At 70.8% G+C, this 14,041-nt stretch carries 15 protein-coding genes and 1 riboswitch; of the genes, 2 read left to right on the top strand and 13 right to left on the bottom strand.

Annotated elements, in window-relative coordinates; translation table 11 throughout:
- Positions 1 to 171 precede the first annotated feature (171 nt).
- The 8 genes from IF29_RS0104700 to IF29_RS0104665 form a co-directional block, all read right to left on the bottom strand.
- On the bottom strand, positions 172 to 1,119 hold the full coding sequence (locus tag IF29_RS0104700) for a Ppx/GppA phosphatase family protein (RefSeq protein ID WP_030249944.1): 948 nt from the start codon (positions 1,117 to 1,119) through the stop codon (positions 172 to 174).
- A complete protein-coding gene (locus IF29_RS0104695) occupies positions 1,116 to 1,694 on the bottom strand; it encodes a DUF501 domain-containing protein (protein ID WP_084713525.1) in 579 nt (192 codons plus the stop codon). Before IF29_RS0104695 ends, IF29_RS0104700 begins: the two co-directional genes overlap by 4 nt.
- A 22-nt stretch (positions 1,695 to 1,716) precedes the next feature.
- On the bottom strand, positions 1,717 to 2,154 hold the full coding sequence (locus IF29_RS48430) for an FtsB family cell division protein (protein WP_051724885.1): 438 nt from the start codon (positions 2,152 to 2,154) through the stop codon (positions 1,717 to 1,719).
- Between the two features lie 122 nt (positions 2,155 to 2,276).
- Positions 2,277 to 3,572 carry a phosphopyruvate hydratase gene (eno, locus tag IF29_RS0104685; RefSeq protein ID WP_198037282.1) on the bottom strand — a complete coding sequence of 432 codons (1,296 nt, stop codon included), beginning with the start codon at positions 3,570 to 3,572 and terminating at the stop codon, positions 2,277 to 2,279.
- A 181-nt stretch (positions 3,573 to 3,753) separates the two neighbouring features.
- The gene (locus IF29_RS0104680) at positions 3,754 to 4,515 is read right to left on the bottom strand and encodes a LysM peptidoglycan-binding domain-containing protein (protein ID WP_030249934.1); all 762 of its coding nucleotides are present in this window, start codon (positions 4,513 to 4,515) and stop codon (positions 3,754 to 3,756) included.
- A gap of 3 nt (positions 4,516 to 4,518) precedes the next feature.
- A riboswitch (cyclic di-AMP (ydaO/yuaA leader) is annotated at positions 4,519 to 4,679 on the bottom strand.
- 109 nt (positions 4,680 to 4,788) lie between these two features.
- Positions 4,789 to 5,913, bottom strand: coding sequence for a phosphotransferase family protein (locus IF29_RS0104675; protein ID WP_084713523.1), 1,125 nt, complete (start codon positions 5,911 to 5,913; stop codon positions 4,789 to 4,791).
- A 124-nt stretch (positions 5,914 to 6,037) separates the two neighbouring features.
- Positions 6,038 to 6,760 carry an HAD family hydrolase gene (locus tag IF29_RS0104670; RefSeq protein WP_030249924.1) on the bottom strand — a complete coding sequence of 241 codons (723 nt, stop codon included), beginning with the start codon at positions 6,758 to 6,760 and terminating at the stop codon, positions 6,038 to 6,040.
- The gene (locus IF29_RS0104665; protein WP_051724883.1) at positions 6,757 to 7,611 is read right to left on the bottom strand and encodes a winged helix-turn-helix domain-containing protein; all 855 of its coding nucleotides are present in this window, start codon (positions 7,609 to 7,611) and stop codon (positions 6,757 to 6,759) included. Before IF29_RS0104665 ends, IF29_RS0104670 begins: the two co-directional genes overlap by 4 nt.
- 259 nt (positions 7,612 to 7,870) lie before the next feature.
- On the opposite strand from IF29_RS0104665, the gene IF29_RS0104660 reads away from it, so the two are divergent.
- Positions 7,871 to 8,089 carry a hypothetical protein gene (locus tag IF29_RS0104660; RefSeq protein WP_157623599.1) on the top strand — a complete coding sequence of 73 codons (219 nt, stop codon included), beginning with the start codon at positions 7,871 to 7,873 and terminating at the stop codon, positions 8,087 to 8,089.
- A 19-nt stretch (positions 8,090 to 8,108) separates the two neighbouring features.
- Here the strand turns inward: IF29_RS0104660 and IF29_RS0104655 are convergent, their stop codons facing one another.
- On the bottom strand, positions 8,109 to 9,329 hold the full coding sequence (locus IF29_RS0104655) for a cytochrome P450 family protein (RefSeq protein WP_051724882.1): 1,221 nt from the start codon (positions 9,327 to 9,329) through the stop codon (positions 8,109 to 8,111).
- 158 nt (positions 9,330 to 9,487) lie between these two features.
- On the opposite strand from IF29_RS0104655, the gene IF29_RS0104650 reads away from it, so the two are divergent.
- Entirely contained in the window at positions 9,488 to 10,309 is an 822-nt protein-coding gene (locus tag IF29_RS0104650) for an SDR family oxidoreductase (RefSeq protein ID WP_051724881.1), read from the top strand.
- Here the strand turns inward: IF29_RS0104650 and IF29_RS0104645 are convergent.
- The 4 genes from IF29_RS0104645 to IF29_RS0104630 all read right to left on the bottom strand — a co-directional run bounded on the left by IF29_RS0104645 (position 10,296) and on the right by IF29_RS0104630 (position 13,926).
- A complete protein-coding gene (locus IF29_RS0104645) occupies positions 10,296 to 11,369 on the bottom strand; it encodes an LLM class F420-dependent oxidoreductase (protein WP_198037280.1) in 1,074 nt (357 codons plus the stop codon). The two genes, IF29_RS0104650 and IF29_RS0104645, sit on opposite strands and share 14 nt — an antisense overlap.
- Before the next feature lie 27 nt (positions 11,370 to 11,396).
- On the bottom strand, positions 11,397 to 12,134 hold the full coding sequence (locus IF29_RS0104640) for an endonuclease V (protein WP_030249912.1): 738 nt from the start codon (positions 12,132 to 12,134) through the stop codon (positions 11,397 to 11,399).
- Positions 12,134 to 13,132 (bottom strand): nucleoside triphosphate pyrophosphohydrolase, encoded by a 999-nt coding sequence (locus IF29_RS0104635; protein WP_030249910.1) that lies wholly within the window; start codon positions 13,130 to 13,132, stop codon positions 12,134 to 12,136. The genes IF29_RS0104640 and IF29_RS0104635 overlap by 1 nt, the downstream gene beginning before the upstream one ends.
- A 176-nt stretch (positions 13,133 to 13,308) precedes the next feature.
- Positions 13,309 to 13,926 carry a SurA N-terminal domain-containing protein gene (locus IF29_RS0104630; protein WP_037594313.1) on the bottom strand — a complete coding sequence of 206 codons (618 nt, stop codon included), beginning with the start codon at positions 13,924 to 13,926 and terminating at the stop codon, positions 13,309 to 13,311.
- Positions 13,927 to 14,041 lie beyond the last annotated feature (115 nt).

Raw genomic sequence — 14,041 nt, 5'->3', positions numbered from 1 at the left:
CGGGGTGCCGGGTATCGCCGCAGCTCGTCGCACTCATTGCGATTGTGCGTGCGAAAAAGGCCCCCGGCCTTGGATGCCCGGGCCGACGCCCGCCAGGGGCCTTGGGTCTCGCAATTCGGACGAACCGGCCCTTCGGGTGACCCCAAAGCCGGGAACCCCATGTGAAGAAATTCACGAAGTTTCTGGAGCGCCCTCGCGAGCCGTCTCCCCGGCCGCGCTCCAGGCGATGCCGTCGAGGATGTCGTGCTCGCTGACGACCAGCTCAGAAGCCCCGCTGCGCTCCATGACGGCGAGCAGAACGAGGGCCCCCGCGGCGATGACGTCCACCCGTCCGGGGTGCATCACCGGGATCGCCGCGCGCTCCTCCGGAGTGGACGCCAGCAGCATCGCGGTGACCTCGCGGACCTTGGCCAGCGGGATGCGCGAGTGGTGGATCGCGGCGGAGTCGTAGGCAGGCAGGCCGAGCGCGATCCCGGCCACCGTGGTGACCGTCCCGGCCAGGCCGACCAGGGTCGCCGCCGAGGTCAGCGGGACGGTGGCGGCGGCCAGGTCCAGCGCCGCCTTGATGTCGGCCCGCATGGCGATGGTGTCGCCGCCATGACGCTCCGTCATCCGGACGCAGCCGATGTCGACCGAGCGGGCCGCCTCGACCCGGTCGGAGCCCAGCACGAACTCGGTGGAGCCGCCGCCGAGGTCGAACACCAGGTAGGGCGGCGTCAGCCCGTCCTCGCCCTTGAGCTCCCTGGTCGCGCCGGTGAAGGAGAGCTGGGCCTCCTCGTCGCCGCTGATCACCTCGGGCTCGACGCCCAGGATCGCGCGGACGCCGCTGACGAACTCGTCGCGGTTCTCGGCGTCGCGCGAGGCGCTGGTCGCCACGAAGCGCAGCCGCTGGGCGCCGTGCCCGGCGATGACCGCCGCGTAGTCGCGGCAGGCGGCGAAGGTGCGCTCCAGCGCCTCCGGGGCCAGCCGCCCGGTGCGGTCCACGCCCTGCCCGAGCCGGACGATGGTCATCCGCCGGTCCAGGTCGTGCAGCTCACCGGTGTCCGGGTCGAGGTCGGCGACCAGCAGGCGGATGGAGTTGGTCCCGCAGTCGATCGCAGCCACACGCTGAAGCGTCACTTGTCGCACCCCTCGGCACCGTCGGCGGTGGGCACGCAGACGCAGGGGCCCTTGCGCCACCACTCGGGCAGCATCGCCAGGGCCTCGTCGCCGAGCGGGTTGACGCCCGGTCCGGCCGCCAGGCTGTGGCCGACCAGGACGTGCAGGCACTTCACCCGGTCCGGCATCCCGCCGGCGCTGGGGAAGCCCTCCAGCACCTCGATGGCGTCGCGCCGGGCGATGTAGTCCTCGTGGGCCCGCTGGTAGGCGGCGGCCAGCTCCGGGTCCTCGGCCAGCCGGGCGGTCTGCTCCTTCATCACCCCGTCGGCCTCCAGCGTGCCGATCGCTGACGCGGCCCTGGGGCAGGTCAGGTAGAACAGCGTGGGGAAGGGACTGCCGTCCTCCAGCCGCGGTGCGGTCTCCACCACGTCCGGCAGGCCGCAGGCGCAGCGGTGGGCGACGGCGCGCAGCCCGCGCGGCACCCGGCCGAGCTGGGCGGCGATCGCCGCCACGTCGTCCGGGGCGACGGCGGGCACGGCGTCCTGGGGCGCGCCTTCCCGGGTGGCGCCCTCAGGGGTGTCAGGGGTCTGCGTCATTGCCTTGCTTTCTTGGATGGCTCTAGTTCTGGGGTGCGGTCGCGCCCGCCGCGCCGGTCCGGTCGGACGTCTCCAGCGACTGGAACAGGCTGTCGTACCAGGGCTGCTGCGCCTGGGCCGCGGCGGGCGTCCCGGAGGTACCGCTCGCGCCGGTGGTGGGGGCGACCGAGACGAACGGGGTCTCGCCGGGATAGCCGTAGTGCAGCCGCTCCCTGGCCTGGGCCGCCACGTACGCCGGGTCCTGCCAGCGGGCCTTCTCCCGGCGCAGCTCGTCCACCTGGGCCTGGGCCTGGGCCGCCGCCGCGCGCTGCTGGGCGATCTGCGAGCGTTGGGCGATGAACTGCCGGGTCGGATAGGCCAGCGCGGCGACCAGCGAGCACAGCACCAGGGCCAGGACGGCGGCCCGGCCGGTCAGCCGCGGCCTGCGGGGGGCGCTGCCCCTGGCTGTGCTGCCGCTCACGTACTCGCCCTCCCTGGCCCGATCCGGCTGACGCTGTGCCGGCTGTGATGTGCCGGTGCCCCGCCACCCACCCTAGAGGGTGAACGCGGCGGGGCACCGGTCAGGCGCGCTGCGCCTGCGGGTCAGGCCTCGCTGTGCTGGAACCGCGGGAACGCGCCGCGGCCGGCGTACTCGGCGGCGTCGTCGAGGATCTCCTCGATGCGCAGCAGCTGGTTGTACTTGGCGACGCGCTCGGAGCGGGCCGGGGCGCCGGTCTTGATCTGGCCGCAGTTGGTGGCCACGGCGAGGTCGGCGATGGTGACGTCCTCGGTCTCGCCGGAGCGGTGCGACATCATGCAGCGGAAGCCGTTGCGCTGGGCCAGCTCGACGGCGTCGAGGGTCTCGGTCAGCGAACCGATCTGGTTGACCTTCACCAGGAGGGAGTTGGCCGCGCCCTCCTTGATGCCGCGGGCCAGCCGGGTCGGGTTGGTGACGAACAGGTCGTCGCCGACGATCTGCACCTTGTCGCCGATCTTGCCGGTCAGCACGGTCCAGCCGGCCCAGTCGTCCTCGAACAGCGGGTCCTCGATCGAGACCAGCGGGTACGCGGCGACGAGCTCCTCGTAGTACTCGGTCATCTCGGCGGCCGAGCGGGACTTGCCCTCGAACTCGTACTTGCCGTCCTTGTAGAACTCGGACGCGGCGCAGTCCAGGGCCAGCGCGACGTCCTTGCCGGGGGTGTAGCCGGCCAGCTGGATCGCCTCGACGATGAGGTCAAGCGCCTCGCGGTTGCTGTCCAGGTTCGGGGCGAAGCCGCCCTCGTCGCCCAGGCCGGTGGAGAGGCCGCGCTTCTTCAGCACGCTCTTGAGGGTGTGGTAGACCTCGACGCCCCAGCGGACGGCCTCGGAGAAGGACTCCGCGCCGATCGGAGCGATCATGAACTCCTGGATGTCGACATTGGAGTCCGCGTGCGAGCCGCCGTTGAGGATGTTCATCATCGGGACCGGCAGCACGTGGGCGTTGGGGCCGCCCAGGTAGCGGAACAGCGGCAGGTCGCTGGCCTCGGAGGCGGCGTGCGCCACGGCGAGGGAGACGCCCAGGATGGCGTTGGCACCGAGGGAGGACTTGTCCGGGGTGGCGTCCAGGTCGAGCATGGCCTGGTCGATCAGGCGCTGCTCGGTGGCGTCGTAGCCGATCAGCTCCGGGCCGATCTGCTCGATGACCGCGAGCACGGCCTTCTCCACGCCCTTGCCGAAGTAGCGCGACAGGTCACCGTCACGCAGCTCCAGGGCCTCGAACGCGCCGGTGGAGGCGCCGGACGGAACGGCGGCACGACCGGTGCTGCCGTCGTCGAGGCCGACCTCGACCTCGACCGTGGGGTTGCCTCGTGAGTCGAGGATCTCCCGGGCTACGACGACGTCGATGGACGGCACAGGCATCTCCTAGGGGGGAATACAGGGGTGCTTACGACAAGAGCCTAGCCGCAGCCGGGGGCGTGGCCACCCGGACCTTCGGCCTGTCTCACCGGACAGAGCCCCTACTCACCAGTAGTTCACCTGGCGAGCAGGGGCTCCGCGCCCTGATGGCTGCGAGCCGAACGGGGGTCAGTCGACAGCCGTGTCAGACCACGACGAGCTTCTGGCCGGGGAAGATCAGATCCGGGTTCCCGCCGACGGTGGACTTGTTGTCCTTGTACAGCTCGGTCCAACCGCCGCTGAGGTGCGCGGCGGCGGCGATGCCGGAGAGGGTGTCGCCCGACTTGACGGTGTAGTTGCCGTGACCGACCTTGGGCGCGGCCGTGCTCGTGGTCGTCGTCTTGGCTGCCGGCTTGGTGACCTTCGAGGCGGAGTCCGTGGCGGCGGTCGACCGGTGCTTGCCGGTGCTGGTGCTGGTCTGCTCGGTGCTGCTCTTGGTCGAGTCGGAGCTCGACGAAGAGGACGAACTCGAAGAGCTGGAGGAAGAGGACGAACCCGAGGTGCTCACCGAAGCGGCGGCGCCCCCCTGGGTGAGCCCGGCCTTCGGCCCGCAGACCGGCCAGGCGCCGGGTCCCTGCGAGGCCAGGACCTTCTCGGCTATCGCTATCTGCTGGCCCTTGGTGGCGTGGTCCGCGGTGGAGGCGTACTGGCCGCCGCCGTAGGCGCTCCAGGTGGAGGCGGAGAACTGCAGCCCGCCGTAGTACCCGTTGCCGGTGTTGATCGACCAGTCACCACCGCTCTCGCAGCTGGCGACCTTGTCCCAGGTGGACACCGAGGCGGCGGAGGCGCTGGTCGCGCCGATCAGCGGCAGGGCGATGCCGGCGGTGCCGAGGCTCGCGGTCGCGACCAGGCGCTTGGTCTGGCTGGTGCGCGGCTTGCGATGGCGTCCGGGCGTAGTGAAAGGCATGGCAGGTACCCTCTCCGACGCCTGCGAGGTGAGCTGTCGGGTTCGGGCTGTGAGGTAGCCCGGGCGCTGACGCGCCTTCACCCCAAGCCGCAGCCTTGCGAACTGCGGCGACTTACCTGGGTCCCCCGCTCCTGCCCAATCCTGAAGTTCGGATTCCACCCCCCGGCTGGACAGGACTCGGCGTCCCGAGGAGCAGTGCCCACGCATGCGGGCGTTCCCGGAAGGCTAGACATATGAGCTACATAATCACAAGCCCGTAACGCCCCAGCGGCACTAACCCGCCCGCCCGTCACCCTCGTACCAGCGCAGGAGTTCGGCCCGGCACTCCTCCTCGGAACTCACGCGCTTGAGGCGGAGCGGATCCGCCGCCTCCCTGAGCGTCCGGTGCAGCCAACGCCCGCCGGCGGCAAGCGTGCGCGGGGTCGGATCCGCGGAGTAGGCCAGCGCAGCCCTGATCGTGTTCGGATAGAACGACTGGGCCCGCTCGTAGTCGATGAAGTGACGGAGGTCCTCGGCCAGCCCCTTGACGCTGGCCGGTGATCGGTCACCGACGACCTCCTCCCAGCGCCTGATCACCTCCACCTCCTGCTGGCGCGGGTAGCGGGTTCGGCAGAGGTGCGTGGCCAACTCGTACAGCGGGTCCCCGTAGCTGGCATGCTCCCAGTCCAGGACCGTGACCCTGGTCCTCCGGTCGACGATCACGTTGCCCCGGTGCAGGTCCGTGTGCAGCAGCGCGAAGGGGCGGTCGGTGAGCGCCGGGAGCCACTCGCCGAACTTCTCCATGGCCCACGGACCCACGCCCAACGACGTGAACAGATCGCCGAATCGCCCCGCATTGCGGTCGGCCAGCGTCCGCTGGGCGAATTCCACCCGTTCACGTAGAAAGGCGGACGAGTTCACAGCGAACGGCCGGCCGCTGGAAGGCTCGGGCAACTCCTTCGCCGCCGTTTCGGTGAGCTCGGCAAAGAGCCGCAGAATCCTCTCCACCACCCGGACCGGAAGATGTGAACCCTCCGGATAGCGATCCGCCAGCGATGTCCCGGGCACATAGCTGTGCACTGACACACCGTCATGGGAGTGGTGGAGCAGCAGCGGCACGCCCACCGGGAGTCCTCCGGGCCAGGAGCGCAACAGCTGGAGCAGCTGCCCCTCGTCCTCCCAGACGCGTTCGACCAGGTCGATCGCAGGAACCCGACGACGAACCTTCACGGTGTCGTACCGAAGCATCCGATAGCCGCGACGCGGAACTCTCAGGCTGAGATTGAGATGGTGGTATCCACTGCCGACAGGACGGCCCTTGGCAGACAGGCGCTCCATGGCATAGCTGAACTGACCGAGTGACAACTCGGTCAGCGATCTGGCCTTCAATGCCGATGCGGACCGTGAACCGCCTGCCATGGGGACTCCTGTACAGCTGTCTGATCGCCCCGGCGGCTCAGCGGGCACCCTTCTGGGTTTGAACGTGAGCGTAGCGGGGAACGCGGCGACAATCGAGGTGTCCAACGGCACTGCGTCAGCTCAGTTACGCATCAAGTGCCGCTCGGACCTCAGCCAGGCTCCCGAACACCTGGTCCGCGCCGGCGCGGCGAAGCTGGCGGCGCTTGCGGCGGCGCCTGGAGTAACCGACGAAGTCGATCTCGGCAGCGACGGCGGCCTGGTAGTCGGAGACCGAGTCCCCCAGGAGAACCGCCCGGTGTTCTTTGGCATCAATGCCGAGTGCCTTGAGAGCTTCGTTGACGCAGTCGGGCTCCGGTTTCATGGCGGCTATCCGCCCGCGCCCGAACACCATGCCGTCGAAGACCGGCCTGATGCGCGCCGAGCGGTCCTGGTCCAGGTAGTCGTGAATGGCCTCGTCAGCGTTGTTGCTGGTGATTGCCATCTTCCAGCCGTCCTCGTGCAACTGCAGGACCAGTTCCTCGGCCCCGAGCGTGGGAGCGGCATCCCGAACCGCGCGCCGTTCGGCCGTGGCAACCAGCGCAAGCAGGTATGTCTCTATCGCATCCTTGTCCTGCCGGTTCCTGGTCAGGTCGGGGAATGCCGCGATGGCACCGTGGCAGTTGCTCCGTCCCCGCACTGGCCGGTATCTGATGTCCCATCGGCGGCGCAGATCCCTACGGACCTCCTTGGCGACGCGCGCCGCCGAGTAGCCCGCGAAGAGCTTCACGAGCGGCCCGTCGAAGTCGAACAGGATGCAGCGTGCGACTCTTTCGGAGCCGGAGAGCGGGGGTGGATGCTCGAGAGTCACTCGCTCAGTTTGGAGTCCACCGCGATGATGGACCAGAGGGAGTCGAACCACTCCTGGGACTCGGCCACGGCATGCGGGCGCTGCAGGAGCAGGTTGGCGTCCAGTCCCATGAAGTCGTAGATATCTACGTCCTCCATGCCCGAGCCGCTCCGCTCGGGCAACTCGACCTTGCGGCGGACAAGTTTGTACCAACCACGCAGGGCCAGATCCTTGTTGATGACGAACAGCTTCACCTGAGGTGTCATCGGCACGGTTCGCACTTCGAGACTGGAGTCGAGAACGGCGTTCCGCGATCGAAGATCTTCCACGGCCTCCCTCAACGAACCGACTGACCGCGACGCGACGCCGCGCAGCCGCTCCAGGGGACGGGGGTCGTCAGCGGCATCGACGGCACGTGGAACTGCGAGCCTCTCCATGTCGGGAAGCAGAAGCCTGATGTGGAGGCTCTCGGGAGGAGTCGAGTCCGTGAGCCACACCCGGACCAGTCGCGGTGTCAGTTCCTTGGCGAGGGTCTCGGCGGTGAAGCCGAAGAAGTCGATGGTGACGTGAGGGGCTTGAAAGGCTCGGTCCAAGTGCGGTCCCAGGGCCAGGATGGCCGGCTCCAGCTCGTCCCCGTCGACATCTGCATCCGGTACCGCTCCGGCGACAAAGGTTCCGCTTCCGCGGATGGAGTCGATGAGGCCCTCCTCCGAGAGGAGTTTGAGGGCCTTCTGGACGGTGTCGCGGGAGACGTTGAACTGTTCCGCGAGTTCCTCCTGGGACGGGAGGGGTGCTCCTCCGCCCAGGCGCTCACTCCAGTAACGCACCGCGTCGGCCACGCGCTGGACCGCGGTCTTCGGGGAACCGTTCATGCCTGCCTCCCTGGCTGCGCTTCGACCCTACAACTACCAGTCAGATTTAGTGAAGGTCAGACGAGTTGAATGATAGTTGAGTTAGAAGCAGGCATGCGGCGGGCATCCCCTTCATGAGAGCAGTCAAATCCACCAGCATCAATGAAATCTGACTGAAGCTGACTGACTGCCGGGGGACCGCGTGGCCACAAGTCGATGATGCCTCGTTTCCGCGCTTCCCAATCCCCCACCCCCTGAGGGGACGCTGGAGGTGGTCGACGTGAAACTGAGGTCCGGCTGGCAAATGATCTACGTGGCGCTGCTGATGCTGCTCAACTACCGGCTCCAGCAGCACAACAGCGAGTTGTGGTGGTTGTTCGCAGCCCCCAACATCCTGCTCTGCAGTGAGATGGGGAGCGGCGGGGAGGTCTCCCTGAAGAGCTTCCTGACCGTGGTGGCGGTGTGCTGCGTCGCACACAGCATCCATCTGCACTTCTGATGGTGAGCAACAAGCCTGCCTAGGCTCCGCCCTCCTGACTGAAGTTGACTGGGAGTTGGCGGAGCCCTCGCATGATCAGGCCGCCGCGCCAGCGGAGGTCGTCCGGGTCCGCGGCGAGGGTGAGGTCGGGGAGGCGTTGGAGCAGGGCGGAGAGGGCGTACTGGGCTTCCAGGCGGGCCAGCGGGGCGCCGATGCAGTAGTGGATGCCGTGGCCGAAGCCCAGGTGGGGGTTGTCGCGGCGGGCCAGGTCGAGCAGGTCGGGCTGGTCGAAGCGGTCGGGGTCGCGGTCGGCGGCGGCGAGGACGACCAGGACCGGGTCCCCGGCGGCGACGGACTGGCCGCCGAGGGTGATCGGGGCGGTGGCGTAGCGCCAGGTGGCGAGCTCCACCGGGCCGTCGTAGCGGAGGAGTTCCTCAACGGCCGTGGCCAGGAGGGCGGTCTCGCCGAGGGCGATGGAGGACTGGAGCTGGGCCCGCTGCTGAGGGTGGGTGAGCAGGGCGTACAGACCGTTGCCGATCAGGTTGACCGTGGTCTCGAAGCCGGCGAAGAGCAGGATGAAGGCCATCGCGGCGGCCTCGTTCTCGGTGAGGTGCTCGCCGTGGTCGCTGGCGCGGATCAGGTCGGAGATCAGGTCATCGGCGAGGTCGGCGCGCTTGCGGTGGATCAGTTCGGAGAGGTAAGCGCGCATCTTCTTGACCGAGCGGGCGACGCCGCCGCGCGGGCCGCCGCCGTGACGGATCATCATGCCGGCCCAGTCGCGGAAGTCGTCCTGGTCCTCCGCCGGCACGCCCAGCAGGTCGCAGATGGCGTAGATGGGGAGCGGGAAGGCGAAGTCGTGGATCAGGTCGGCCTCCCCCTTCCCCGCGAAGCCGTCGATCAGGCGGTCGGTGATCTCGCGGACCCTCGGTTCGAACAGCGCGACGCGGCGCGGGGTGAAGGCCTTGGAGACCAGGCGGCGCAGCCGGGTGTGGTCCGGGGGGTCGATGTTCAGCAGGTGGGTCATCAGGTCGGCGCTGCGTTCCCCGGGGATCCCGGTGCGGCCGCTGCCGGCGCCGTGGTTGACCGGGTTCTTGCTGAGCCTCGCGTCGGCCAGCGCCTGCCGGGCGTCGGCGTAGCGGGTGACCAGCCAGGCCTCGACGCCGCTGGGCAGGGTGGTGCGGTGCACCGGCGCATGGGCGCGCAGCCAGGCGTACGCCGGATAGGGGTTCGTGGCGAACTCCCAGGTGAAGAGTTCCGGCATGGCGGTGGGGGGCGGTAGCGGCTTGTGCACTCCTTGACGTTAGCTGGCGGTTGGGTTGCATCGTGGACGGGCACTGTTGCGGTGGCGGGCCGGATGCCTACGATCACCGGCAACGTATGCGGGTCCGTGCGGGGACCGGTGGGAGGAAGGCAGCAGACATGCAGGTACGCGGAGCCGTCGTGGTGGTGACCGGTGCGGCCGGAGGAATAGGGTCCGCGCTGGCGCGGCGCTTCGCTGCCGAGGGCGCGCGCGGGCTGCTGCTCGCCGACCTGGACGCGGGCCGGGTCGAGGACCTGGCGCTGGCGCTGGACCGTGAGGGTTGTCACACCGTGGGCGTCGGCAGCGACGTCTCCCGGGAGAGCGACGTGCAGGCCCTGGTGGAGACGGCCGAGAAGCACCTGGGCCCGGTGGACCTGTTCTGCAGCAACGCCGGCATCGGCTCGGGCGCCGGCATCGAGGCGCCCAACGAGCTGTGGCAGGCCTGCTGGGAGATCAACGTCATGGCGCACGTCTACGCGGCGCGCGCGGTGCTGCCGGGGATGCTGAAGCGGGGCAGGGGCTACCTGCTGCACACCGCCTCCGCCGCCGGGCTGCTGCAGATGCCGGGCGACGCCGCCTACACGGCGACCAAGCACGCGGCGGTGGCCTTCGCCGAGTCGCTCGCGGTGGCCTACGGCGGGCAGGGCATCAAGGTCAGCGCGCTGTGCCCGCAGGGGGTGCGCACCGCGATGACCGAGGACCCGGCGGTGGCCGCGGTGCTGGGCGCCTTCGGCCGGATGCTGACGCCGGAGCAGGTCGCCGACGCGGTGATCGACGGCCTGGCCGACGAGCGCTTCCTGATCCTGCCGCACCCCGAGGTGGCCGAGTACGAGCAGGGCCGGGCCGCCGACCGCGACGGCTGGCTGGACGGCCTGCGCCACGCGGTCGGCAAGCTCGGCTCCGCGGTGGACCCGGGAACCGGCAGCCTCAGCCTGGGCTGACGGCGAGGACCGCGGCCGCGACCGCCTGGCGGCGGTCGCGCGCCGTGGCGGTGCCGTCGAGCATCTCCGGCGTCGGCAGGATCGCCGGTACCGGCACGGTCACACCGTTGTCGGCGTAGTGACGCAACTGCTCGCGCACCCGCTTGGCGTCACCGTGGACGATCAGGGCGTCCACCACCTCGTCGGGCACCGACGCCGCGGCGCCCTTGCGGTCGCCCGCAGCCCAGGCGTCCCACATCGGCTTGAGCGCCTCCTCGCGGCCGAGCCAGCGGTGGAACGCCGCATAGGCGGGGACGGTGAGGTAGCCCGCGATCAGCCGACGGCCCAGCGCCCTGGCGTGGTCGGTGTCGGTGGTGGGGCAGGTGAAGATCCTGGCCGCGACGGTCTTGCCGGCCCCTCCGGCCTGGTCGAACTCACGGACGGCGGTGGTCACGTCCTCGGCGGAGAGCCAGTTGAGGATGGTGCCGTCGGCCTCCTGCGCGGCCAGCCGCAGCATGCCCGGACGCAGCGCGGCGAGCAGCACCGGCGGGGTCTGCGCGGGGACCCGCTCCAGCTTGAAGCGGCGTACGGCGAAGGTCTCGTAGGCGGCGTCGACCTTCTCCCCGGCCAGCGCGGACTTCAGGAAGCGGACCATGTCACGGCTGCGCTGGAACGGCTGCTCGAACGGGACGGCGTTCCAGTCCTGGACGATGACCGGCGAGGAGGCGCCGAGGCCGAGGGTGAACCGGCCCGGGGCGGCCTCTGCCAGGGCGGCGGCCTGCATGGCCAGCAGCGCCGGGCCGCGGGTGTGCACCGGGACGATGGCAGTGCCCAGGTTGAGCTGCGGCGCCCAGACCGAGGCCAGCGCGAGCGGGGTGAAGGCGTCGGCGCCGGCCGTCTCCATCGACCAGAGGTCGGTGAAGCCCAGGTCGGGCAGGGCCTCGACCAGGCGGCGCTGGTCGGCCAGCGGGATGCCGTCGAGCGGGAAGGTCAGGCCCCAGCGGGGGCCGGCCGGCGCGGTGTCGGCGGTGGAAGCAGAGCTGGTGCCGGCGGAGGGGGTGCCGGCGGAGGGGGTGGTCATGGGCTCGATGCCACCACGGCCCGCTGCTCAAGACAAGGGGACACCACTCCGGTCGGCGGCGGCCAGCGCGTCGCGGCAGAGCCGGTCGGCGAAGGGGGTCCCCCCGGCCGAAGGTTGGGGGAGGGTGGTCTCCGGGAGGCGGTAGCGGGGGGCTGCTGCCAGGACCTGGGCGCAGGCGTCGTCCAGGGTGATCAGGTGGCCGGTGGAGACGGTGACCGGTTTGACGCCGTCCTGGGTGCGCAGCATCCGGGCCACCACCTCGCCGCCGTCCCGCACGTCGGCGCTGTCGCCGCGGAACGGGCCCGGCTCGTCCCAGCTCCCGAGCAGCGGGGTCTTGGCGACGCCGAGGGTGGGCAGGCCGGTGAGCACGCCGAGGTGGCAGGCCAGGCCGAAGCGGCGCGGGTGCGCGAGGCCCTGTCCGTCGCAGAGCAGCAGGTCAGGGGTGGTCGCCAGCTGCTCCAGCGCGGCGACCAGCACCGGCAGCTCGCGGAAGGCGAAGAGCCCGGGGACGTAGGGGAAGCCGGCCGTGCCGACGGCGGTGGCCCGGTCCACGACCTCCAGCGTCCGGGCGTCCAGGACGACCACGGCCGCCGCCACCCGGTCCTCCGCGCTGCCGTGGCCGCCCTCGTAGGCGACATCCAGCCCGGCCAGGGTGCGCGGCGGAGCAGGCAGCGGGCGGTTGCGGACCAGCGGACGCAGCCGCTCCTGCACCCGGTGCGCCCCGTCCTGGTCCGACGGCCAGTCAGGGGTGAGCTGAAGCCGCATCAGCTGCCCTGCTCCGCCTGCCGGATGGCCTCGCGGTAGCGGCGGGCCGCGGCGCGCAGTTCGGCCTCGGGGTCCAGGCCCTGCTGCTGGGCCTGGACGGCCAGGTCGAGCAGCCGGTCGCCGATGTCCGGGCCGGTGGGACGGGCGGGCTCCAGCCCGGCCTTGGCCGCGCGGGAGTGCAGCTTGGCGGCCAGCGCGAGTGCGGGCTGCGCCAGCGGCACGCCGTCCACCACGGAGTCGCGCTGCTTCTCGGCGGCCTTCAACTGCTCCCAGTTGGCCTCGACGTGCTCGGCCGTGGGGGCGTGCACGTCCGCGAACACATGGGGATGGCGATACATCAGCTTGTCGACGATGCCGCCGGCGACCTCGTCGATGCCGAAGGGCTGCTCCGGATCCTCCTCGGCGATCCTGGCGTGGAACATCACCTGGAGCAGGACGTCCCCGAGCTCCTCGCGGAGCATCTCGCGGTCGCCCTCCTCGATCGCCTCGACCAGCTCGAACGCCTCCTCCACCAGGTACTTCACCAGCGACTCGGAGGTCTGCTCGGCGTCCCAGGGGCAGCCGCCGGGCGACCGCAGCCGGTCCATCACCGCGACCAGGTCGAGCAGCCGGGCCCCGGGCAGGTCGTAGGAGCCGGGCAGCAGCTCGATCTCCGGGACGGTGCCGGCGGCCGGGCCGCCGCCCTCGACGGCGATCCGCGCGAGCGCGTCGGTCAGCCCGGGGTCGCCGTCCACACCGCCGATCCACACCGCGGTGCGGCCGGAGGCCGCCTCCGTCAGGGTCCGGGCCAGCGCGTACGCGGGTACGTCCAGCACCTCGACGGCGACGCCTGCGGCGCGCACCGGGGGCAGCTGGGGGTGCGCCGGGTCGCCGACCAGGACCCGGTCGGCGCTGCGCAGGGTGTCCCAGGCGGGCCAGGAGAGCAGGCCGGGGGCGACGCGGTGGGTGCTGGAAAGGAGGACGAGCCGTCCGGCGGGGGTGAAGTCTCTTTCTGCCACGACCTGAACTTACCGGTTGGGCGTTTCTTGTTGGCTGCGGCGTCTGCCTGGCTGGGCGCGCAGTTCCCCGCGCCCCTGACGGGGCTGCAACTCACCCACGGTGGTTCAGTTGCAGTTGGCCAGGGGCGCGGGGAACTGCGCGACAAGCCAGGCAGACGCCGCAGCCGAAAACCCTGTTACGCCGTCGTGGACGCCGTCTTCTTGAGCCACGGCTGGTCCGCCGCCGCCAGGGTGAGGGCCTTGGCGTCCCAGCTGCCGTAGCGGGGGTTGACGGTCACCCCGATCTCGCCGCTCGCCTTGGCGACGATCTGCTGCAGCGCGCTGTCGGCGGTGCTGGAGCTCGGGTCCACCCCGGCCGCCTGCAGCAGCAGCACCTGCCCGGCCTGGAGGTGGGCGTAGATCTCCAGGTCGGCGGGGGCCAGGAACAGGTTGTCCACCACTGCCTGCCGCAGCGCCTGCGCGCTGCCGGCCTGCTGCAGGTAGGCCGCCTCGACCTGCTGCACCTGCCCCTCGGTGACGGACTTGCCCTCCTTGGCCAGCGCCTGGTCCACCAGCTGCTCCGACACCAGCAGGGCCAGCGTCTTCTGGGAGACCCCGGCCTGCTGCTGGGCGGCGCTGTCGCCGACGGCCGCGCTCTGGAAGGCGGAGACGTGCGACTGCAGGGTGGCGACGGTGATCCGGTCGTTCCCGACCACGGCCGCCGCCCCGGGGTGGGCCGGCCCCGAGGAGCAGGCCGTGAGGGCACCGGCGGCGCACAGGGCGAGGACGGCGGCGGCGGTGCGACGGCGGTTCACGGGGCCTCCCGGCGGTGGCGCCTACGGCGCGCTGCGACTGCATGTCACGTACGGGTCTGACGATACGTCTGTTACTGCTCCGAGCACCGAGGATAGGCAGCGCACCAGGCCGATG

Source organism: Streptacidiphilus jeojiense (assembly GCF_000719095.1).
GTDB lineage: Bacteria > Actinomycetota > Actinomycetes > Streptomycetales > Streptomycetaceae > Streptacidiphilus > Streptacidiphilus jeojiensis.
The sequence above is the reverse complement of the archived record's forward strand: the minus strand, read 5'-3'. Positions and strand labels throughout refer to the sequence as shown.